The 21,853-nt window shown below is 62.2% G+C and carries 19 protein-coding genes, 1 pseudogene and 1 riboswitch; of the genes and pseudogenes, 10 read left to right on the top strand and 10 right to left on the bottom strand.

What is annotated here, in order from left to right:
• Positions 1-189: 189 nt before the first annotated feature.
• Positions 190-807: a PAQR family membrane homeostasis protein TrhA gene (gene trhA / locus J3P94_RS02585; RefSeq protein ID WP_305498208.1), complete on the top strand. Its 618-nt coding sequence runs from the start codon at positions 190-192 to the stop codon at positions 805-807.
• Here trhA and J3P94_RS02590 read toward each other — a convergent pair.
• Positions 795-1,718 carry a LysR family transcriptional regulator gene (locus J3P94_RS02590; RefSeq protein ID WP_434571218.1) on the bottom strand — a complete coding sequence of 308 codons (924 nt, stop codon included), beginning with the start codon at positions 1,716-1,718 and terminating at the stop codon, positions 795-797. The genes trhA and J3P94_RS02590 overlap by 13 nt on opposite strands.
• 105 nt (positions 1,719-1,823) lie before the next feature.
• Between J3P94_RS02590 and J3P94_RS02595 the strand changes: the two genes are divergently transcribed.
• Both J3P94_RS02595 and J3P94_RS02600 read left to right on the top strand, forming a co-directional pair.
• Positions 1,824-3,065, top strand: coding sequence for a D-amino acid dehydrogenase (locus J3P94_RS02595; protein ID WP_434571220.1), 1,242 nt, complete (start codon positions 1,824-1,826; stop codon positions 3,063-3,065).
• Positions 3,066-3,088: 23 nt separating this feature from the next.
• Positions 3,089-3,991 (top strand): transporter substrate-binding domain-containing protein, encoded by a 903-nt coding sequence (locus tag J3P94_RS02600; protein ID WP_434571222.1) that lies wholly within the window; start codon positions 3,089-3,091, stop codon positions 3,989-3,991.
• A gap of 137 nt (positions 3,992-4,128) precedes the next feature.
• Here the strand turns inward: J3P94_RS02600 and J3P94_RS02605 are convergent, their stop codons facing one another.
• Positions 4,129-4,848: a 16S rRNA (uracil(1498)-N(3))-methyltransferase gene (locus tag J3P94_RS02605; RefSeq protein ID WP_434571224.1), complete on the bottom strand. Its 720-nt coding sequence runs from the start codon at positions 4,846-4,848 to the stop codon at positions 4,129-4,131.
• A gap of 182 nt (positions 4,849-5,030) precedes the next feature.
• Positions 5,031-6,437 (bottom strand): adenosylmethionine--8-amino-7-oxononanoate transaminase, encoded by a 1,407-nt coding sequence (locus tag J3P94_RS02610; RefSeq protein WP_434571226.1) that lies wholly within the window; start codon positions 6,435-6,437, stop codon positions 5,031-5,033.
• Positions 6,438-6,659: 222 nt separating this feature from the next.
• On the opposite strand from J3P94_RS02610, the gene J3P94_RS02615 reads away from it, so the two are divergent.
• From J3P94_RS02615 to J3P94_RS02625, 3 genes are all read left to right on the top strand, one after another.
• Entirely contained in the window at positions 6,660-8,420 is a 1,761-nt protein-coding gene (locus J3P94_RS02615; protein ID WP_434571228.1) for a flavin monoamine oxidase family protein, read from the top strand.
• Between the two features lie 716 nt (positions 8,421-9,136).
• The gene (locus tag J3P94_RS02620; RefSeq protein ID WP_434571229.1) at positions 9,137-9,688 is read left to right on the top strand and encodes a cytochrome b; all 552 of its coding nucleotides are present in this window, start codon (positions 9,137-9,139) and stop codon (positions 9,686-9,688) included.
• 32 nt (positions 9,689-9,720) lie between these two features.
• Complete coding sequence (locus J3P94_RS02625; RefSeq protein WP_305498214.1) at positions 9,721-10,302, top strand: YceI family protein; 582 nt, start codon at positions 9,721-9,723, stop codon at positions 10,300-10,302.
• Between the two features lie 243 nt (positions 10,303-10,545).
• Here the strand turns inward: J3P94_RS02625 and J3P94_RS02630 are convergent, their stop codons facing one another.
• From J3P94_RS02630 to ahcY, 4 genes and pseudogenes are all read right to left on the bottom strand, one after another.
• Positions 10,546-12,420, bottom strand: a complete 1,875-nt coding sequence (locus J3P94_RS02630; RefSeq protein ID WP_434574071.1) for a DEAD/DEAH box helicase — start codon at positions 12,418-12,420, stop codon at positions 10,546-10,548.
• A 231-nt stretch (positions 12,421-12,651) separates the two neighbouring features.
• Positions 12,652-13,463 (bottom strand): annotated as a pseudogene (locus tag J3P94_RS02635) (substrate-binding periplasmic protein); the annotation flags it as partial.
• Positions 13,464-13,597: 134 nt separating this feature from the next.
• The gene (gene metF / locus J3P94_RS02640; protein WP_434571231.1) at positions 13,598-14,443 is read right to left on the bottom strand and encodes a methylenetetrahydrofolate reductase [NAD(P)H]; all 846 of its coding nucleotides are present in this window, start codon (positions 14,441-14,443) and stop codon (positions 13,598-13,600) included.
• Between the two features lie 105 nt (positions 14,444-14,548).
• On the bottom strand, positions 14,549-15,958 hold the full coding sequence (gene ahcY, locus J3P94_RS02645; RefSeq protein WP_434571233.1) for an adenosylhomocysteinase: 1,410 nt from the start codon (positions 15,956-15,958) through the stop codon (positions 14,549-14,551).
• Between the two features lie 23 nt (positions 15,959-15,981).
• Positions 15,982-16,088: riboswitch (S-adenosyl-L-homocysteine riboswitch) on the bottom strand.
• Between the two features lie 189 nt (positions 16,089-16,277).
• On the opposite strand from ahcY, the gene J3P94_RS02650 reads away from it, so the two are divergent.
• Both J3P94_RS02650 and J3P94_RS02655 read left to right on the top strand, forming a co-directional pair.
• A complete protein-coding gene (locus J3P94_RS02650) occupies positions 16,278-16,679 on the top strand; it encodes an acyl-CoA thioesterase (protein ID WP_305498224.1) in 402 nt (133 codons plus the stop codon).
• Between the two features lie 176 nt (positions 16,680-16,855).
• Complete coding sequence (locus J3P94_RS02655; protein ID WP_434560358.1) at positions 16,856-17,740, top strand: formate/nitrite transporter family protein; 885 nt, start codon at positions 16,856-16,858, stop codon at positions 17,738-17,740.
• Here the strand turns inward: J3P94_RS02655 and J3P94_RS02660 are convergent.
• Positions 17,691-18,860 carry an MFS transporter gene (locus J3P94_RS02660; RefSeq protein ID WP_434571235.1) on the bottom strand — a complete coding sequence of 390 codons (1,170 nt, stop codon included), beginning with the start codon at positions 18,858-18,860 and terminating at the stop codon, positions 17,691-17,693. The two genes, J3P94_RS02655 and J3P94_RS02660, sit on opposite strands and share 50 nt — an antisense overlap.
• 285 nt (positions 18,861-19,145) lie before the next feature.
• Between J3P94_RS02660 and J3P94_RS02665 the strand changes: the two genes are divergently transcribed.
• Complete coding sequence (locus J3P94_RS02665; protein WP_249877090.1) at positions 19,146-19,529, top strand: MAPEG family protein; 384 nt, start codon at positions 19,146-19,148, stop codon at positions 19,527-19,529.
• Between the two features lie 132 nt (positions 19,530-19,661).
• Here the strand turns inward: J3P94_RS02665 and mltA are convergent, their stop codons facing one another.
• A complete protein-coding gene (gene mltA, locus J3P94_RS02670) occupies positions 19,662-20,849 on the bottom strand; it encodes a murein transglycosylase A (protein WP_434571237.1) in 1,188 nt (395 codons plus the stop codon).
• A 122-nt stretch (positions 20,850-20,971) separates the two neighbouring features.
• Here mltA and J3P94_RS02675 point away from each other — a divergent pair, with 122 nt between their 5' ends.
• Positions 20,972-21,421 (top strand): c-type cytochrome, encoded by a 450-nt coding sequence (locus tag J3P94_RS02675; protein WP_434560364.1) that lies wholly within the window; start codon positions 20,972-20,974, stop codon positions 21,419-21,421.
• A gap of 15 nt (positions 21,422-21,436) precedes the next feature.
• Here the strand turns inward: J3P94_RS02675 and J3P94_RS02680 are convergent, their stop codons facing one another.
• Positions 21,437-21,832, bottom strand: a complete 396-nt coding sequence (locus J3P94_RS02680) for a DUF1090 domain-containing protein (RefSeq protein WP_434560366.1) — start codon at positions 21,830-21,832, stop codon at positions 21,437-21,439.
• Between the last annotated feature and the right edge of the window lie 21 nt (positions 21,833-21,853).

The following is a 21,853-nucleotide window of genomic DNA, read 5'->3' on the forward strand; positions in this document are numbered from 1 at the left end:
TGCTCCCGCTTGACCGGGCTGGCGCTCCGGTGTGTAGCGCTCACAAAATCTTTGGGGCGGCTGCGCCACCCAGCGGGAGCAAGCTCCCTCGCCACGGGGGTTGTGTTCGACGCTCGAAGCAAGGCATTGCACTTTCAGGCGCCAGGCCTGAGCCTTGGCGCCAAATTCGTAAAAGGGGGGTGGGTCTGGATGTATCACGGGGAACGACTCAACGCCTGGACGCACCTGGTGGGCGCGGTCGCCGCGTTTATCGGTGCGGTGTGGCTGCTGGTGATTGCCGGGATGGCCGGCGATCCGTGGAAGATCGTCAGCGTGGCAATCTACGGGTTCACCTTGCTGGTGCTGTACAGCGCTTCGACGGTCTATCACAGCGTGCGTGGCCGCAAAAAAGAAATCATGCAGAAGGTCGACCACTTTTCGATCTACCTGTTGATCGCCGGCAGCTACACGCCGTTCTGCCTGGTAACGCTGCGCGGGCCGTGGGGCTGGACGTTGTTTGGGATCGTCTGGGGGCTGGCGGTGATCGGTATCCTGCAGGAAATCAAGCCGCGTTCCGAAGCGCGGATCCTTTCGATCGTCATCTATGCGGTGATGGGCTGGATCGTTCTGGTGGCGGTCAAACCGCTACTGGCGGCGCTGGGCAGCGCCGGGTTTGCCTGGCTGGCCTCGGGAGGCGTGCTGTATACCGTCGGCATCATCTTCTTCGCGCTCGACCATCGCCTGCGCCACGCCCATGGCATCTGGCACCTGTTTGTCATCGCCGGCAGCCTTTTGCATTTCGTGGCGATTCTGTTCTACGTGCTTTGAGCGGTCGCAAACAGGCGATCAAGTTGCGCCTGGGCCTGGCTGGCGACAATTTCCAGCAAGGCCCCCACGGTGTGGGGCGGGGCTTCATTGGCGCGGGTTACGGCGTACAAGGCAATGGGCAACGGCGGCGACAATGGCCTGATAGCCGTACGGGCGCGTGAAGCCCCCAAGGCGGTAAACGGGTCGATGACCGCCAGCCCGGCGCCGGATTCGACCATGGCCCGGGCCAGTGAGTACGTCTGTACGGCAATGCTCACTCGGGGCGGCGGTTCCACTGACTTGAGGTAGCCATCCAGCCTGGCGGACAGCGGGTCGGTGCTGGACAAGCCGATCAACGGCGCGCCGGCCAGCTCCTGCAACGGCATAGGCGTGCCGATTACCGCTTCGGGCCAGTGACCGCTCGGTGCCAGGGCTACCAATACGCCGCTGGCGAGGCGCTCGGCCTTGAGGCCAGGGTGATCGGGCGATTGCAAGCTGAGGGCTACATCGATTTCGCGCATCAGCAGGTTCTGCGTCAGTTCGCGGCTGTGGGCGCTGGACAACTCGCAGACGATGTCCGGGTAGCGTCGGGTCCATTGATGGATAGCCGTGGGCAGCAGCGACAGGGCCAAGGCCGGCGTGGCGCCAATTCGCAAGCTGTGCCCCGGTTCGCGGCGCAGGCTTTGGGCCAGGCGCCGCACGCCTTGCAGGCTTTCGCTGACCTTGTCGACTTCGCGCTCCAGCTCCAGCGCTTCGGGGGTGGCCTGCAACTTGCCGCGCACCCGCAGGAACAAGGCAAAGCCCAACTGCTGCTCGGCATGCTGCAATACCTTGGTCACCGCCGGCTGGGAAACGTGCAGCAACTGGGCGGCGCCGCTGATGGAGCCGGTCTGGCGGATGGCCTGGAAAATCTCGATATGGCGAAGGCGCATGGCGTGCCCATAACCTTTGTTTATAGGAGGCTCATCTTTATTCATTGTTCGAACGCTGTCACCTGGCCCTAACCTCGGGTCATTCGAAACGGTTGCGAGGCGGACATGGCTAAGCGGGTATGCATTATTGGCGGCGGCGTGGTCGGCCTGGCGACGGCTTACGCGCTGGTCCGCGATGGGATCGACGTCACGCTGGTGGAGGCGCGCGATGCATTGGGCAGCGAGACCAGCTTCGCCAACGGCGGCCAGTTGTCCTATCGCTACGTCACGCCGCTGGCCGACGCCGGGGTGCCGTGGCAGGCCTTGGGCTGGATGTTGCGCGGCGATTCGCCGCTCAAGCTGCGTCCGCGCCTGGACCCGGCCCAGTGGCGCTGGATGGCAGCGTTCATCGCCGCATGCCGGACTTCGGTCAACCGGCGCAACGGCGCCCATCTGTTGCGCCTGGCGCTGTTGAGCCAGACGACGCTGCGGACCTGGCGCGAAGAGGATCATCTCGATGGCTTCGAGTGGCGGCGCAACGGTAAGCTGGTGACGTTTCGCAGTGCCAGCCATTTTGCGCATGCCCGGCAACGTGTGGCCGACGCTGTTCATCAGCAGGTACTGGGCGCGAACGAATGCACGACGCTGGAGCCTGCGCTGGCCGGCGTGCCGTTCGTGGGCGGCATCTACACACCTGATGAGGAAGTCGCCGATTGTCATGGCTTCTGCCTGCAACTCGCGGCGCGGCTGCGCGCTTCGGGGCGCTGCGAATTCCTCTTGGGGCGCGCGGTGACCGCTATCGAGCATGCCGACGGCGCGGTGCATGCCGTCAACCTGGGCGAGCAGCGTGTGGAGGTCGAGCACCTGGTAATCGCCGCCGGCCACCGCAGCGTTGCGCTGGCATTGCCAGGCGTGCGGATGCCGCTGTATCCGCTCAAGGGCTACAGCCTGACGGTGCCGATCGACACCCGGCATCGGGCGCCGGAACTGAGCATCACCGACTACGACCGCAAGGTCGTCTACGCGCGCATCGGTGAGCAGCTGCGGGTGGCGGCCATGGTCGACATCGTCGGCTTCGACCCTGCGCCGGATCCCAGGCGTCTGGCGCTGATTCAGCGCCAGGCCATGGAAACATTTCCCATGGCCGGTGATTACGATCGCGCTGTGGAATGGGCGGGCATGCGCCCGGCGACGCCTAGCGGCGTGCCGCTGATCGGTGCCAGCGCTTACCGCAACCTGTGGCTCAACCTCGGCCATGGAGCCTTGGGTTTTACCCTGGCCTGCGGCAGCGGTCGCTTGCTCAGTGAAATGATCCGCCAGCACACACCTTCCATCGACTTGCAGGGCCTCACGCCCCGCGCCGCCTGACCCACCCGCAACGGAGAACAACAATGCAAAAAATCACGTTGATCGGCTGCACCCTGAGCCTGCTATTGAGCTCCTCGGTTTTTGCCAATGAGGCGCCAACGGCGGGCACGCTGGGCAAGATCGCTAGCAGCAAGACCATCACCCTGGGCTATCGCGACGCCTCGGTGCCGTTTTCCTATGTCGCGGATAACAGCGGTAAACCCATAGGTTATTCGGTGGAACTGGCGAGCAAGATCGTCGAGCGCATCAAGCAGCAACTGGCGCTGCCGCAACTGAGCGTGAAGTACAACCTGGTGACTTCCCAGACACGAATCCCGCTGGTGCAGAACGGCACCGTGGATCTGGAATGCGGCTCCACCGGCGTGACTGCCGAGCGGCAGAAGCAGGTGGCGTTTTCCTACGGTTTCATTTACGTGAAGGGTCAGTTGCTGACGGCCAGGGACAGCGGCATCCACAGCTTCGCTGACCTGCGCGGCAAGAACGTGGTGACCACCGCCGGCACGACCAACGAGCGGTTCCTGAAGAGCTACAACCAGGACAACAAGGCCGACATGTTCATCATCAGCGCCAAGGACCACGGCGAGTCCTTCCAGATGCTCGAGACCGGCCGGGCGGCGGCGTTCTACATGGACGATGCGCTGCTCTACGGCGAACGGGCCAAGGCCCGCGATCCGCACAAATGGGTGGTGGTCGGAGAAGAGCAGTCGCGGGAAATCTACAGCTGCATGGTGCGCAAGGACGATCCGCAATTCCTCGCACTGGTCAACGCGACCCTGGCCGATTTGTACAAGTCGGGGGAGATCAACGAGATCTACGACCGCTGGTTCCAGAAACCGATTCCACCCAAGGGCCTGAACCTGGAATTTCCGATGACCAGCGAGTTGAAGGCGATCATTGCCAAGCCGACCAGCGAGCCGGTGCAGTAGCCCGTCCAGACATCCAAGATCCCTTGTGGGAGCGAGCTTGCTCGCGATAGCGCCGGATCAGTCAGCATCGAGATTGACTGACCCACCGCCATCGCGAGCAAGCTCGCTCCCACAGGGGGATAGGGGGACATCTGATTTCAGAAATCCCCCCACAACTGCTGCGCCACCGCCAACGCCACTACCGGCGCGGTTTCGGTGCGCAGCACGCGGGGGCCGAGGCGGGCGGCTTGGTAGCCGGCGGCTTTGGCCTGCTCGACCTCGGCATCCGACAAGCCGCCCTCGGGGCCGATCAGGAAGGCCAGTGTGGACGGTTTGTCATGGCTGACCAGCGGCTCGGCCACCGGGTGCAGTACCAGTTTCAGTTCGGCCTCGGCCTGCTTCAACCAGTCCGCCAGCAACAGCGGCGGGTGGATCACCGGCACGGTCGAGCGCCCGCACTGTTCGCAGGCGCTGATCGCTACCTGGCGCCAGTGCAGCAGACGCTTGTCGGCGCGCTCGTCCTTGAGGCGCACTTCGCAGCGCTCGCTGAAAATCGGCGTGATCTCGCTGACCCCCAATTCCGTGGCCTTCTGGATCGCCCAGTCCATGCGCTCGCCCCGGGACAGGCCCTGGCCGAGGTGAATACGCAGCGGCGATTCAGGCTGTCCGGCGAATTGCTCGTCCAGTTGTACCCGCACGCGTTTCTTGCCGACTTCGGCCAGGGTGCCGCGAAACTCCTGGCCGGAGCCATCGAACACCTGCACCGCATCGCCCTCGGCCATGCGCAGCACCCGGCCTATGTAGTGGGCCTGGGCCTCAGGCAGCTCGTGATCGCCGAGGCTCAGGGGGGCGTCGATGAAGAAGCGGGACAGTCTCATGTTTTGTTCTCTACACAATCGGATTGCGCATTGCTGCGTGGTCGGGGGCTTTGCGGTGAGCAAGCTTTTGTGGCGAGGGAGCTTGCTCCCGCTGGGCTGCGAAGCGGCCCCATTCTTGCGATTGCTGCGCAATCGAGCGGGAGCAAGCTCCCTCGCCACGGAGAAATTCGTTCACAGACGTATCAGCCCGGATCGCGATAACCCGGGTGAAAGTCCTTCGGCACCGCCACGCTGACCTTGTCCCGGGTGGCGATATCAATCCCTTCGCTGGCAACTTCCGCCAGAAAATCGATCTGCTCGGGGGTGATGACATATGGCGGGAGGAAATACACCACGCTGCCCAGCGGCCGCAGCAGGGCGCCGCGCTCCAGGGCATGCTGGAACACGGCCAGGCCGCGCCGTTCCTGCCATGGATACGCGGTTTTGCTCGCCTTGTCCTTGACCATCTCGATAGCCAGTACCATGCCGGTCTGGCGCACTTCGGCCACGTTCGGGTGGTCGACCAGGTGGGCGGTGGCGCTGGCCATGCGCTGGGCCAGGACCTTGTTGGTTTCGATGACGTTGTCGTCTTCGAAAATATCCAGGGTCGCCAGCGCCGCCGCGCAAGCCAGCGGATTGCCCGTGTAGCTGTGGGAATGCAGGAAGGCGCGCAGGGTCGGGTAGTCGTCGTAGAACGCGCTGTAGACCTCATCGGTTGTCACGCACGCCGCCAGCGGCAGGTAGCCGCCGGTCAGGGCCTTGGACAGGCAAAGGAAGTCTGGCGTGATACCGGCCTGTTCGCAGGCAAACATCGTCCCGGTGCGGCCGAAGCCGACCGCGATTTCGTCGTGGATCAGGTGCACGCCATAGCGGTCGCAGGCTTCACGCAACAGCTTCAGGTACACCGGGTGGTACATGCGCATGCCGCCGGCGCCCTGGATCAGCGGTTCGACGATCACCGCCGCCACCGTGTCGTGGTGCTCGGCCAGGGTTTGCTCCATGGCCGCGAACATGTTTCGCGAATGTTCTTCCCAGCCCATGCCTTCGGGGCGGTGGTAGCAGTCGGGGCTCGGCACCTTGAGCGTGTCCAGCAACAACGCCTTGTAGGTTTCGGTGAACAGCGGTACATCGCCCACCGACATCGCCGCGATGGTTTCGCCGTGGTAGCTGTTGCTCAGGGTAACGAAGCGTTTCTTGTCGGGCCGGCCGCGATTGATCCAGTAATGAAAGCTCATCTTCATCGCCACTTCGATGCAGGACGAGCCGTTATCGGCATAGAAGCACCGGGTCAGGCCTTCAGGCGTCATCTTCACCAGGCGTTCGGACAACTCGATCACCGGCTGGTGGCTGAAACCGGCGAGAATCACATGCTCGAGCTGATCGACCTGATCCTTGATGCGCTGGTTGATGCGCGGGTTGGCGTGGCCGAACACATTGACCCACCAGGAACTCACCGCATCAAGGTAGCGCTTGCCTTCGAAGTCCTCAAGCCACACGCCTTCGCCGCGCCGGATAGGAATCAGCGGCAGTTGTTCGTGATCTTTCATCTGGGTGCAGGGGTGCCACAGCACGGCAAGATCGCGCTGCATCCACTGGTTATTCAGGCCCATGTACAGTCTCCTCGAGGCGGCTCGCGGCGGGCGCGGGCAAAACAATCGCGCAAGCCTATGCAATGGCGGGCCGGGGAACAACCCATTGTGTCGTCCCCACCCGTTTCAGTGAGGTGATAGACGTCGCTGGCGGCGTTTTGATGGCTGACGTATTCTTCGCCGTTCCCGGAGCCGACTGGCTCGAAAAACCGAAAATTCTTACGTAATTCCGGAGTTCGCTGAATGTCTGCTGGTTGGCTGCGCGCCTGTGCGCTGGTGATGATAGGGCTGTTCAGCGTTTCGGCGCTGGCCAAGGACAAACAACCGACGGCCATCGTCATCGGCGGCGGGCTGGCCGGGCTCACGGCGGCCTACGAGTTACAGAACAAGGGTTGGGCCGTGACCCTGCTGGAAGCCAAACCGAGCCTGGGCGGCCGTTCGGGCATGGCCACCAGCGAGTGGATCGGCAACGATAAGGTCCAGCCGGTACTGAACAAGTACGTTTCGACCTTCAAGCTGAGCACCACACCGGCGCCGGAATTCGTGCGCACCCCCAGCTATCTGATCGACGGCACCTATTTTACTGCCGCCGACCTGGCGACCAAGCAGCCAGCCACGGCCGAGGCGCTCAAGCGCTACGAAACTACCCTGGATGATCTGGCCCGTTCCATCGACGACCCACTGAACCCGACGGCTACCAGTACCTTGCACGCGCTCGACCAGATCACCGTGTCCAACTGGCTGGACCGCTTGCAATTGCCGGCGACCGCCCGACAGTTGGTCAACCAGGAAATCCGCACGCGCTATGACGAGCCGTCGCGCCTGTCGTTGCTGTATTTCGCCCAGCAGAACCGCGTCTATCGCGGCGTGTCCGACCGTGACCTGCGCGCCTCGCGCCTGCTCGGTGGCAGCCCGGTATTGGCCCAGGCATTCGTCAAGCAACTGAAAACCATCAAGACGAGCTCGCCGGTGTCGGCCATTTCCCAGGACAAGGACGGCGTCACCGTCAAGGTCGGCAGCGTCGGTTACCAGGCCGACTATGTTGTACTGGCCGTGCCCTTGCGAGCATTGAACAAGATCCAACTGACCCCGGCCCTGGATACCCAGCACCTGGGTGCGATCAAAGGCACCAACTACGGCTGGCGCGACCAGATCATGCTCAAGTTCAAGACCCCGGTCTGGGACAGCAAGGCACGCATGTCGGGCGAGATCTACAGCAACGCCGGCCTGGGCATGATGTGGATCGAGCCAGCCATGAAGGGTGGCGCCAACGTTGTCATCAACCTGTCCGGCGACAACGCACGGGTGATGCAGGCCTTCGGCGACAAGCAGATGGTCGACCAGGTGTTGATCCGCCTCCACGCGTTTTATCCACAGGCGCGCGGTGCATTCACCGGTTATGAAATCCGCCGCTACAGCACCGACCCTTCCATGGGCGGCGCGTACCTGGCGTTTGGTCCGGGCCAGATCAGCAAGTACTGGCGCCTGTGGGAAAAACCATTGCAGCGCGTCGCCTTTGCCGGCGAACACACCGACGCGCTGTACCCAGGCACCCTGGAAGGCGCACTGCGCAGCGGCCAGCGCGCCGCCAGCCAGGTTGAAGACCTGGCGGCGGGCAAGTCGTTCGAACCACCGAAAGTCGCCCCGGCCGCAGCCGCTGCCGCCGGAGCGGTGGCGGCGAAGAAAGGCAACTTCTTCAGCAACCTGTTCGGCGGCTCGGATGATGACAAGAAGCCGGAGCCGGCCAAGGCTCCCGAGCCGGTAGCGCCGCCTCCAGCGCCGGCACCGGCCCCCGTCCCAGCCCCTGCGCCGGTGGAACCACCCGCGCCGGCGCCGGCGAAGACCGAGCCAGCCAAGAAAGCCACGGCCAAGCCAGCGGCGAAGAAGCCGGCGGCCAAGGCCCCGGCAAAAAAGGCCCCGGCCAAGGCACCAGTGAAAAAGGCTGAGCCAGTGAAGAAACCCGCCGCCAAACCGGCAACGACTACTGAGACCAAGGCTCAGTAACGTCAAGTGGAAAGAACGCTGCCTTCACTTAAGGCAATCAATAAACCCGTGGCGAGGGAGCTTGCTCCCGCTGGGCCGCGAAGCGGCCCCAAACCCTCCCAATGCGGAGCATCAGACACACCGCACCCGCCGGTTTACGACTGCTTCGCAGCCGAGCGGGAGCAAGCTCCCTCGCCACGGGTCGATCATTACGCCGACGTCCCGCATGTCTCGACGATATATCGGAAACTTCCCACCCTTTAACCGGAAGCAGCCGATAGAGCTCGCCGGGCCATGCGTTCAGGCTCCTTGAAAAACAGGAGTGCGTATGAAAATACTGATGGCAATGGTCGTATCGATTTCGCTGTACGGGTGTGTGTATGGTGAATGTCGGGATCCCCTGATGATTCCGATGGTTCCAGAACGGGACCCTCAGTTGACGTACAAATGCACCTTCGACCCATACCACCCCAAATGCTCAGTGAATTGATAACCACAGGCTTTGGCTCATAAAAACCGGGCCTCTGGGAGGAGCGAGCCTGCTCGCGATGAGGCCCTCCGGCCAAGCTGATGTCCCGGCTCCCCCGCCATCACGCAGCGCATCCGCTTTAATCTTTCCTTAACGCACCCGTCCCAGACTGATGATCGTATTTCTCGATATTTCAAAGCGAAATTTTCCGCTTTAATTCGATAGATAACTCGCTAGTCTTGGTCACAGTTTTTACAGGATATGAGCAATGCAGCTACGCAACTCTTCTTCTCGCTATGGCTGGGTCAGCATCGTTTCGCACTGGGCCGTTGCCTTGGCGGTGTATGGGCTGTTCGCGCTGGGCCTGTGGATGGTCGGGCTGGATTATTACAGCACCTGGCGCAAAGACGCGCCGGACATCCACAAGAGCATCGGCCTGGTGCTGTTGGCGGTGATGGTGCTGCGAGTGATCTGGCGTTTCGTCAGCCCGCCGCCACCGACCCTGGAGACCTATGGCCGCCTTACACGCGTCGGCGCCAGGATTGGTCATAGTGCACTGTATCTCGGGCTGTTCGCCGTGATGATCGCCGGTTACCTGATTTCCACCGCAGACGGTGTCGGGATCTCGGTGTTTGGTTTGTTTGAAGTACCCGCGCTGGTGTCCGGACTGCCCAATCAGGCAGACGTCGCCGGCCAGATCCACTTCTACCTGGCATGGGCGCTGGTAATTTTTTCCGGCCTCCATGCGTTGGCAGCATTGAAGCACCACTTTATCGACCGTGACGCGACCCTCAAGCGCATGCTGGGACGCCAAGCCTGATGTTCAACCTCGACTCCAAAGGAATAGAAAGCATGTTGAAAAAGACGCTCGCCGCCCTGGCAATCGGTTCTGCCCTGCTGTCCGCCGGCCAGGCCATGGCCGCAGACTACGTGGTCGACAAGGAAGGCCAGCACGCCTTCGTCGACTTCAAGATCAGCCACCTGGGCTACAGCTACATCACCGGTACCTTCAAGGACATCGACGGCAAGTTCAGCTTCGACGCCGCCAAGCCTGAAGCCAGCAAGATCGAATTCAACGTCAACACCGCCAGCGTGTTCACCAACCACGCCGAGCGTGACAAGCACATCGCCAGCGCTGACTTCCTGAACGCCAGCAAATTCGGCAAGGCCACCTTCGTGTCCACCAGTGTCAAGTCCACCGGCGCAAACACCGCCGATGTGACCGGTGACCTGACCCTGCTGGGCGTGACCAAGCCGGTCGTGGTCAAGGCAACCTTCCTGGGCGAAGGCAAGGACCCATGGGGTGGCTACCGTGCCGGCTTCGAAGGCACTACCACGATCAAGCGTTCCGACTTCGGCAAGCAGAAAGACCTGGGTCCGAAATCCGACGTGGTCGAGCTGTACGTGACGTTTGAAGGTGTTCAGGCGAAGTAACTTTCGCGCCTGACAAAAAAACGCCCCTGGTCTCGCGGCCTGGGCGTTTTTTATTGTGCGGATTTCGGCGACACAGATAACCCTGTGGGAGCGAGCTTGCTCGCGATGGCGTCAGTTCTGTCACATTGATGTGACTGAGCCACCGCTATCGCGAGCAAGCTCGCTCCCACATTTGGAATTGTGTGGGGCCAAAAAAATGCCCCGGCTCGCAAGAACCGGGGCATTTTTCATGGCTTGGAAAACTCAGCGATTGCGTGTCAGCAAGGCCGGTTTTTCGCCGCGTGGACGGCTTGGCAATTGGTCCAGCTGTTCAGGCGTCGGGAAACGATCGACTTTCGATTCCTTGTGCATGATTTTCGGCTGGTTGCCACGCGGGTTCTGCACGGCAGGTTCCTGACGAGGCTGGTCATCATCACGTGCCGGGCGGCGTGGACGGGACTCTTCGCGGCGGGCCTGGCCGTCACGTGGGGCGCCATTACGCGGACCGCTGCGCTTGCCTGGCGGAGTGCCGGTGGACGAGCCGTTGCTGTTGCGCGGTCCGTTCTGGCGACCCTGTGGCTGGCCACCGCGGGGGGCGCCGGCACCAGCGCCTGTTGCCGGGGCTCCCGGACGGCGACCGCGACCCTGGGCCGGTTTCTGCTGCGGCACGTAGTCCACGCGGTTACCGAAGTTATCGACATCGTCGTCGAGGAATTCGTCCGGGGCGCGGTCGGCGGCCGCGGCGCGAGGCGCAGGGCGTTGCTGCTCACGGGCCGGAGTGCCTTCGCGGGGCTTCTGCTCGCGGGCTGGGCGTTCGCCGCGACCGTTGCTGTTGCTGGCCGATTTTTCCTTGCCCTTGTCCTTGCCTTTGTCCTTACGACCGCCGCCACCACCGCCGCCATTCGGGCCGTCGCCGCGCGGGCCACGAGGATTGCGCGGATTGCGCACATCCGGACGCTCACGCACTTCAGGCTTCTCGGCCTCGATGGTGCTGGCATCAAAGCCCATCAGGTCGCCGTCAGGGATTTTCTGCTTGGTCATGCGCTCGATGCTTTTGAGCAACTTCTCTTCGTCGGGCGCGACCAGGGAAATCGCCTCGCCCGAACGACCGGCCCGGCCGGTACGGCCGATACGGTGAACGTAATCTTCATCGACGTTCGGCAGCTCGAAGTTGACCACATGAGGCAACTGGTCGATATCGAGGCCACGGGCGGCGATGTCGGTGGCCACGAGGATGCGCACTTCGCCGGCCTTGAAGTCGGCCAGGGCCTTGGTACGGGCGTTCTGGCTCTTGTTGCCGTGGATCGCCACAGCCGGCAGGCCGTGCTTGTCCAGGTATTCGGCCAGGCGATTGGCGCCGTGTTTGGTGCGGGTGAAGACCAGGACCTGTTCCCAGGCGCCCGTGGTGATCAGGTGGGCCAGCAGGGCACGCTTGTGGCTGGCCGGCAGGCGGAACACGCGCTGCTCGATGCGCTCGACCGTGGTGTTCGGCGGCGTGACTTCGATGCGTTCCGGGTTGTGCAGCAGCTTGCCGGCAAGGTCAGTGATGTCCTTGGAGAACGTCGCCGAGAACAGCAGGTTCTGGCGCTTGGCCGGCAAACGGGCCAGCACTTTCTTCACGTCATGGACAAAACCCATGTCGAGCATGCGGTCGGCTTCGTCCAGCACGAGGATTTCCACGTGGGACAAATCGACGCTGCCCTGGCCAGCCAGATCCAGCAGGCGGCCCGGGCAGGCCACCAGGACATCGACGCCACGGGCCATGGCCTGGACCTGCGGGTTCATGCCGACGCCGCCGAAGATGCAGGCGCTGACGAACTTCAGGTCACGCGCGTAGACCTTGAAGCTCTCGTGGACCTGGGCCGCCAGTTCGCGGGTTGGGGTCAGGACCAGCACGCGGGGTTGGCGCGGGCCGTGACGCTGGGATTTGTCCGGATGACCGTTGGGGAACAGCCGCTCCAGGATCGGAAGGGCGAAACCGCCGGTTTTACCAGTACCTGTCTGTGCGGCGACCATCAGGTCGCGACCTTGCAACACGGCGGGGATGGCCCGCTGTTGCACCGGGGTAGGCTGGGTGTAGCCGGCGGCTTCGATGGCGCCGACTAAAGCCTCGGAGAGACCGAGGGAAGCAAAGGACATGAGTAATCCTGTTTTTAGTGAGGGCCTGGCCCAATGGGATAGTCTTGCCTGGCGCAAATGACGGTCATTGGAAGACGTCATCCCGTCCGGTCCTGCCGGGTCTGGAAGACGGGTCCGGACAGGGCTCGCGCGGGCTGGAAGCTGCGCTGTAGCGGTGTCGGGATGCCTTTTGCAAGACCGGGCGTCCGGGCGTGAGCCTGGCGGGAAGGCCCGAGTATAACAGAGCAATCGCCGCGCGCCGCTTTCCTGCTGCTCAACGGTGTATTTCAGTGGGGCGCCGGGTCTTGCGGTGCCGCCTTGCCGGCCGGATCGGCACCATAGCGGGCGCTCAGCTCGGCATAGGCCGGTTCGCGCTTGAAGCGCTTGAGTTCAGCGCCGAAGCGCTGCACCAGCAAATCCATGCCGGCGCTGCGCCGTACCGCCAGGTATTGGCTTTGACGGCTCACGACCGTGGGATTTTCGCTGATCTGGTCACCCAGTTGCAGCGCCTTGAGCACATGCCGGCCCACTCGGCGGTCGGTGATGAGCAGGTCGATCCGGCCCAACTGCAACTTGCCGAAATTGGCTTCGTGGGTGGGTGCGGTTTCCCGCTTGAACCGGGTCGATTCCCTGAACGCCTGGCTGTACAGATAACCCGGAGACGTGCCGACGGTCAGTCCTTCGAGCTCATCGAGCGTGCGAAACGGATGGGGCCGGGCGTTGGCGTAGAACATCACGAACTCGACGTCCGACAGCGGTTCGCTCGGGTAGAGCAGCAGGGAGTCGCGCTCCTCGCTGCGAAAGATATCCAGTGCACCGTCTGCCAGCCCCTGTTCCAGCATCGCCAGGCAACGCTTCCATGGCAGGAACTGCCATTCGACATCAACGCCCAGACGCTTGAACACTATGGCGGTGGTTTCATAGTCCAGGCCCAGGGCCTTGCCGTTCTCCTCATAGACGTAGGGCGCCCAGGGTTCGGTGACGATGCGCAGCTTCTCGGCCCGGGCGCAAACGCTCAGGCACAGGAGTAACAGGACGGTCAGGAGTTGGGCAAAGACGGGCATTGCCTGAGGTTACGATGAGAGCTCATCAAATAGCTAGAGCGCTCTGGCTCGCGGGTTGGTTGCCCTTTGCCTGCAAGGCGCATGAAAAAGGCCCGGGTTTTCACCAGGGCCTTTGCGTACCGGCAGTTCAGTGCCTAGCGCGGCAGCTTGAGGTTGTTCCACACCGCGAGGCTCGGCTCGGCCTGGTTCAACGTGTAGAAGTGCAGGCCCGGCGCGCCACCTTGCAACAATCGTTCACACATCTGCGTGATGACCTCCTCGCCGAAGCGTTGGATGCTGGCCGTGTCGTCGCCGTAGGCTTCCAGTTGCTTGCGGATCCAGCGCGGGATTTGCGCGCCGCAAGCGTCGGAAAAACGCGCCAGTTTGCTGTAGTTGGTGATCGGCATGATGCCCGGTACCACCGGAATGTCGACACCCAGCTTGCGCACACGCTCGACGAAGTAGAAGTAGCTGTCGGCGTTGAAGAAATACTGGGTGATCGCGCTGTTGGCGCCGGCGTTGGCCTTGCGCACGAAATTGCTCAGGTCGTCTTCGAAATTGCGTGCTTGCGGATGCATTTCCGGATACGCGGCGATTTCAATATGAAAGTGCTCGCCGGTCTCCTGGCGGATGAACTCGACGAGCTCGTTGGCGTGGCGCAGTTCACCGCTGGCCATGCCCATGCCCGAAGGCAGGTCGCCGCGCAGGGCGACGATACGCTTGATGCCAGCGGCCTGGTATTGGGTCAGCAGGCTGCGCAGGTCATCCTTGCTGTCGCCCACGCAGGACAAGTGCGGAGCGGCCGGGACTTTGACTTCGCTTTCAAGCTGCAGCACGGTATTCATCGTGCGGTCACGGGTCGAACCGCCGGCGCCATAGGTGCAGGAGAAAAAATCGGGGTTGTAGCCTGCCAGCTGTCGGGCAGTGGCAATCAGTTTTTCATGCCCAGCATCGGTCTTCGTCGGGAAGAACTCGAAGCTGTAGCGACGTTCTTGGGACATGGTCATATCCTTGGAAACTCGTAGGCCGGTGAGGCGCTCGGGCTCTTTGTGGGAGCAGGCTCGCTCCCACAAAGGAGCCGGCTCCCGCAGGGGGAGCCGCGCCGATCAGTAGCGGTAGGCGTGCGGCTTGAACGGGCCTTCGACGGTCACGCCGATGTAGTCAGCCTGTTGCTTGGTCAGCTTGGTGACCACGCCGCCGAAACCGCGGACCATTTCCAGGGCCACTTCTTCGTCGAGCTTCTTCGGCAATACTTCCACCGTCAGGCGCTCGGCTTTCTGCGCCGGCGACAGGTCGGCGTATTTCTGGCCGAACAGGAAGATCTGGGCCAGGACCTGGTTGGCGAACGAACCGTCCATGATGCGGCTTGGGTGACCGGTGGCGTTGCCCAGGTTCACCAGGCGGCCTTCGGCCAGCAGGATCAGGTAGTCATCGTTCTGCGGGTCGAAGCTGCCGGTACCGGTGCGGTGAACCTTGTGTACCTGTGGCTTCACTTCTTCCCACGCCCAGTTCTTGCGCATGAAAGCGGTGTCGATTTCATTGTCGAAGTGACCGATGTTGCAGACCACGGCGCGCTTCTTCAGGGCCTTGAGCATGTTGGCGTCGCAGACGTTGACGTTGCCGGTGGTGGTCACGATCAGGTCGATCTTGCCCAGCAGTGCCTTGTCGACGCTGGCTTCGGTGCCGTCGTTGTTGCCGTCGATGAACGGCGAAACCAGTTCGAAACCGTCCATGCAGGCCTGCATGGCGCAGATCGGGTCGACTTCGGACACCTTGACGATCATGCCTTCCTGACGCAGGGACTGGGCCGAACCCTTGCCCACGTCACCGTAGCCGATCACCAGGGCCTGCTTGCCGGACAGCAAGTGGTCGGTGCCGCGCTTGATGGCGTCGTTGAGGCTGTGACGGCAACCGTACTTGTTGTCGTTCTTGCTCTTGGTCACCGAGTCGTTGACGTTGATGGCCGGGATCTTCAGCTCGCCCTTGGCCAGCATGTCCAGCAGGCGGTGGACGCCGGTGGTGGTTTCTTCGGTCACGCCGTGGACCTTGTCCAGCACGGCCGGGTATTTCTTGTGCAGCAGCTCGGTCAGGTCACCGCCGTCGTCAAGAATCATGTTGGTGTCCCATGGCTGGCCATCCTTGAGGATGGTCTGCTCCAGGCACCACTCGTACTCTTGCTCGGTCTCGCCTTTCCAGGCGAAAACCGGGATGCCGGCAGCGGCGATGGCTGCAGCGGCCTGATCCTGGGTCGAGAAAATGTTGCAGGACGACCAGCGCACTTCGGCACCCAGGGCAACCAGGGTTTCGATCAGCACGGCGGTCTGGATGGTCATGTGGATGCAGCCGAGAATTTTTGCGCCCTTCAATGGCTGTTCGCCAGAGTATTTGCGGCGCAGGCCCATCAGGGCTGGCATTTCGGATTCGGCGATGATGATTTCGCGACGGCCCCAGGCAGCCAGGGACATGTCGGCGACTTTGTAGTCGGTAAAAGCTGCAGGCGTGATAACAGCGCTCATGAAGAGCCTCCATTCGTAATGTATGCGAATGGGCGCCGTTGTGCGTTTAGTGCCGGTGCGGGGAACCCCGTATCAGCAACGCCCCATCCGAGCCTGACAGGTCGAGCCTGCTGCAGCGCCCCTCGGACAGGTGGCGGGAACGACCCAAAGCGTGGGCCGATGAAACGGGGGCGATTATAACGGGCTAAGCGGATCTTCCAAAGGGTTTCTGTCGGCAAATCAAAAATGCCGATGATCGTCATAGGGGCGGCGACGTAGAGCCTGCCCGCCGGGTCTGCCATGATGCCGGCATTCATCGGCCAGACGCTCAGGAGTGAACATGAATTTCCACACCCGCAAATGGGTCAAGCCCGAAGACCTCAACCCCAACGGCACGCTGTTCGGTGGCAGCCTGCTGCGCTGGATCGACGAAGAGGCGGCGATCTATGCCATCGTCCAGCTCGGTAACCAGCGTGTGGTCACCAAATACATCTCCGAAATCAACTTTGTCAGCGCCTCGCGCCAGGGCGATATCATCGAACTGGGTATCACCGCCACCGAGTTCGGCCGCACGTCCATCACCCTGACCTGCGAAGTGCGCAACAAGATCACTCGCAAGAGCATCCTGACGGTGGAAAAGATGGTTTTCGTCAACCTCGGCGAAGACGGCTTGCCCGCGCCCCATGGCCGGACCGAGATCAAGTACGTCAAGGATCAGTTCCAGGACGATGCCGTCGAATAAGCCGAACCCTGTGGGAGCGAGCTTGCTCGCGATGACGGTTATACGTCCAACTCCGATGCAAGCTGACCCGCCGCCTTCGCGAGCAAGCTCGCTCCCACATTTGTATTCGAGCCACCACTGAACAGCTCCGAGCGCCGCGTGTCGTAGGTACATCATGCCACCGGTTCAGGAGCTGTATGGACACTCATAAAGACGGCAAGACCCCTGACCTCTCGGCAGAGGAGCAGCACGAGGTCGACCGCAACCAGCCGCCACGGGCGGCGGTATTGCATGAAATCATTCGCACCCAGGGTGATCAGGAGCTGGAGCGCAGTGTCGCCGCCCTGTGGTGGTCGGCCCTGGCGGCCGGTTTGACGATGGGCTTGTCGCTGATGGCGATGGGGCTGCTCAACTCCCGGTTGCCGGACCATGAAGGCTTCAAGGTCATCGCCAGTTTTGGCTACTGCGCCGGCTTCCTGGCCGTGATCCTCGCGCGACAGCAATTGTTCACCGAAAACACCCTGACGGCGGTGCTGCCGATCATGAGCAAACCCACGCTGGGCAACTTCGGCCGGTTGTTCCGGTTATGGGGCGTGGTGCTGGTGGGCAACCTGTGCGGCACCTTGCTGGTGGCCTATGTGATGCTGCACCTGCCGATCTTTGACCGGCGCACCGACCTGGCCTTTCTGGAGATTGGCCGCAAGGTGATGGAGAACGACACCGGCCAGATGTTCGCCAAAGGCATCATTTCCGGCTGGATGATCGCAACCATGGTGTGGATGATCCCCTCCATGGAGAACGCCAAGATGTGGATCATTGTCCTCATCACCTACCTCATGGCGCTCGGGGATTTCACCCACATCGTCGTGGGATCGGCCGAGGTGTCTTACCTGGTGTTTGCCGGGCAGCTGTCGTGGGAGGACTTCTGGATGGTGTTCGCCGCGCCGACCCTGGCGGGAAACATCATCGGCGGCAGCTTCATCTTTGCTCTGATCAGCCACGCCCAGGTGCGCAGCGAAACCAATACGCCCCTCAGTCGGCAAGGTCTGCCGCCGCGCCGACGTGACGTTGCCGATAAATGAAGTAAAGCGCGGTCAGTACGGTGAGCCCGCCGACCTGGGCTCCGGTCCACGGCAAATCGGCGAGGTCGGCGCCGCTGGCGACCACCAGGCCGCCGATCCAGGCGCCGGCCGCGTTGCCCAGGTTGAAGGCGCTCTGGTTCAGGGTCGAGCCCAGGTTGGGGGCTTCGTGGGCCTGGTCGATGATCAGCAATTGCAGGATCGGGCACAGGGCGAACGCAAAGACGCCCCATAACACCAGGGTGATCGCCGCCGGAATCACCGATTGGCTGGTCTGGCTGAACGCGGCGAGCACCAGCACCACGGCCAGCGCCATGCCCACCAGGGACGGCAGCAAGCGCCGGTCAGCCAGGCGTCCGCCCAGGAAACTCCCCGCCGTCAGGCCCACGCCGAATAACAACAGCATGACGGTGATGCCGTGGGGACTCACGCCAGTGATGTCCTGCAGGATCGGTGCGATGTAAGTGAACACGCTGAACAGGCTGGTCGAAGCCAGCACGCTCATGCCCAGCGCCAGCAGCACATTGGCCTTGCCCAGCACCTTGAACTCACTGGCGAGGTTGGCCTTGTCCATGGGAATTTCCTTGGGCAGCCACACCCATTGGGCGATGGCTGCAATCACGCCGATGACCGCTACCGCCCAGAACGTCGATCGCCAGCCGGCGTATTGACCCAAGGCCGTGCCCAGCGGCACGCCCAGCACATTCGCCAGGGTCAGGCCGGTGAACATCATTGCAATCGCCTGGGCCCGTTTGTTCGGTGATACCAGCCCGGCGGCCACCACCGACCCGATGCCAAAAAAGGCCCCGTGACAGAGCGCGGTAATGACTCGGGCAGCCATCAGCGTGACGTAGTTCGGCGCGAGGGCGCAGAGCACGTTGCCGAGAATGAACATTAGCGTCATGCCCAGCAGCGTGGCCTTGCGCGGCATGTTCGCGGTGCCGATCGCCAGGATCGGTGCGCCGAATACCACCCCCAGCGCATAGCCGGTAATCAGCAACCCTGCGTGGGGAATGCTTACGGCCAGGTCACGGGCGACATCGGGCAACAGCCCCATGATGACAAATTCAGTTGTGCCGATGCCGAAAGCGGCGACGGCCAAAGCAAGCAAGGCGAGTGGCATGCGCAAGGTCTCTGTCTGTAGTCTTGACGCTCTGATCAGGCATACGCATGCCGATGCCTTGGTTCGAATGAACGGGCAGCAGCAGAATTATTGGAATTGATCTATGCGCAACTGAGTGCGGCGTGGTCGGGTGCAGTATAACGGTGGTGGTGCTTTTCGGTATGCGCTAGCTGAAAGAACCTTTCGGCCGGCCGCGACTCTTAGCCTGCGGGCTGGCATGCTGTGATGAAGCTCTAGCGGTGCTTGACGCTCGATTCTCGATAAAACTCAATAAGGAAATGCGGTATGACGGTAGCCCTGTGGTGCGTTTTGATTGCTTTTATCCTGCCTTACCTGTGTATCGGCATCGCCAAGGCCGGCGGCAGATACAGATTGCAAGATAACCACGACCCCCGGGATTTTCTCGACTCGCTCGAAGGCGCTCCCCGCCGTGCCTACGCCGCGCAATTGAACAGCTTTGAAATCGCCCCGTTTTTTGCCGCCGCCGTGATCGTCGCGCATCTGGCCGGCAATGCCGAGCTGGTCACCATCAATGTGCTGGCGGTGCTGTTCATCACCAGCCGCCTGCTCTACATCATTTGCTACCTGGCGGACTGGGCGATCCTGCGTTCGCTGGTGTGGTTCGTGGGGGTAGGGTTGGTACTGAGTTTCTTCTTTGTTTCGGTCTGAGAATGGTTTTTGATGATGGTTGTTTTTGCTGGCCTCATCGCGAGCAAGCTCGCTCCCACAGTTGATCCCGGTGAATACAAATCTGATGTAGACACCGATCCAATGTGGGAGCGAGCTTGCTCGCGATAGGGGCTAGGGGTTGGCGCTGACCGCATTCGCCACCTGTGGCACTTGCGGCAGTGCCATGCCCTTGGGCCACAACATCCAGATCTGACCTTGCTGTTTCATGTCTCCGGCCAGTTGCCCGGCCGCGTCCCCGGTGCCCCAGAACAGATCCGCTCGGACTTCGCCAGAGATCGCGCCCCCTGTGTCCTGGGCGGCGACGGGACGGTTCAGGGCGCTGCCATCGGGGCGAGTCGTCGACAGCCACAGCAGGCTGCCCAACGGAATCACCTTGCGATCCACCGCCACGCTGTAGCCGGCGGTAAGCGGTACATTCAACGAGCCTCGCGGGCCTTCGTTGCTGTCGGGGTTGCGGTTGAAAAACACATAGCTGGGGTTGCTGCCCAGCAACTCGGGGATCCGCTCCGGATGGGCCTTGGCCCAGGCACTGATGGTGCCCATGGTCACGTCTTCTTTTTTCAGCTCGCCCTGTTCCACCAGCCAGCGGCCGATGGGCCGGTAGGGGTGGCCATTCTGGTCGGCATAACCGATGCGCAACTGGCGGCCGTCATCGAGCCGGATGCGTCCCGAACCCTGGATCTGCAGAAATTGCAGGTTCATCGGGTCGGTGAGCCAGGCGATGACCGGCGCCTTCACGCCGTTGGCCTCGATGGTGCTGGCGTCGTCGTAGGGTTTCAGCACGCGGCCTTCGAGACGCCCGCGCACGCGCTTGCCCTTGAGCTCCGGGTAGAGGCTGTCCAGCGCCACGACGATCATGTCTTCAGGCACACCGTAGACCGGGATATTCGCCGTGGCGGTCTGCATGAGGCTGCCGGGATAGACCGGCTCGTAGTAGCCGGTAATCAGGCCGTTGGGGCTGTTTTCGCCCGAGCGCAGGCCATAGACGTCGAGGTTCTGTTTCAGGAAATTGCGTACAGCCGCGGCGGTTTGCGGCACATTGGCCGCCGCCGCGCAGGTCGGCCCCCAGGCCGCATCGGCCTTGAGGCGGGTGCAGGCGCTGCGCCAGGCGCCGAAGCCGGCCAGCAGGTCTTCATCGGCTACCGACGGAAGTGCCTCCCAGGGCGCGCTGACGTAGGTGGCGAGGGCATGAGTCTGAGGCTCCTCGACCTTTTCGCCGCGGTTGCAGCCGGCCAGCAGTGCAATCAGCGGTAAGGTCAACGCCAGGCCCGTGCGCCAGGACTTGAAGCGGCTGTTCATGATATTTCCTTTGCGGTCGTCCAGGCGCTGTCATGCGCCTGGCACCCGTATTGTTGATAGGGCCATTGGTGTTTTCCAACGACCCGGGGATACTAGCGGTCGTTTTCTGTCCAGAGGCCAAAATGTTTGTAAGACGATTTTCCATGGCAGTGCTGGCCTGCCTGATGCTGTCCGCCTGTGGTGGTGTCGATCCCAACTCACCATTGGGCCAGCGCAAGACGATTTTCAAGCAGATGCTCAAGACCAACGAAGAGTTGGGTGGCATGTTGCGTGGTCGTGTCCCGTTCGATGGCGCGCGTTTCGCCGAAGGCGCGGTGCAACTGGATCAACTTTCCCATGAACCGTGGAAACATTTTCCGCAGGTGCGTGAGCAGGATCACACCAGTGCCCGGGACGAAGTCTGGCAGAAGCAGGCGCGTTTCCAGGAACTGGCCCGCAGTCTCGAAGCGGCGACCGCCGAGTTGGTGACCGCCAGTCGGGTCCAGCCCTACCGGGCCAGTAACCTGGGGCCGGCGGTGCAGAAGGTCGAGGATGCGTGCAGTGCCTGTCATAAGGAATTCCGGGACTATTGAAACCCATCCCGGTGCTTATTTATCCAGCTCGTCCACCGCTTCCTGCAGCTCCTTGCGGGACGCCGCCAACTTGTCCTTGCGCTTGTTGATTCTCTCCGCGTCGCCTTTTTTCATGGCCTTTTCCAGGTCGGCCTGACGGCGACTGACTTCATGCTTGGCCTCCAGCACCTTGTTTTCACGCTCCTTGCGCAGGGAAGCATCGGTGCAGTGGGTGGTGACTTCGGCCAGGGCTGTTTCCAGCCCGGCCTGCTGGTCCTGATTGCCTCGGGACCTGGCCAGTTCGATCTGGTTGATGATGCCTTGGCGCTTGGCTGCACAACCGGTCAGTTCCGGGCTCTGTTCATCCGCCATCAAGGGGGCGGCCATGGCACCGCATAAGGCCAGCAGGGCAACGGGGTACAGGAAATTCATAGCAACTCCGTATAAAAACTC

The sequence above is a fragment of the Pseudomonas sp. Z3-8 genome (assembly GCF_051131975.1).
Lineage (GTDB): Bacteria > Pseudomonadota > Gammaproteobacteria > Pseudomonadales > Pseudomonadaceae > Aquipseudomonas.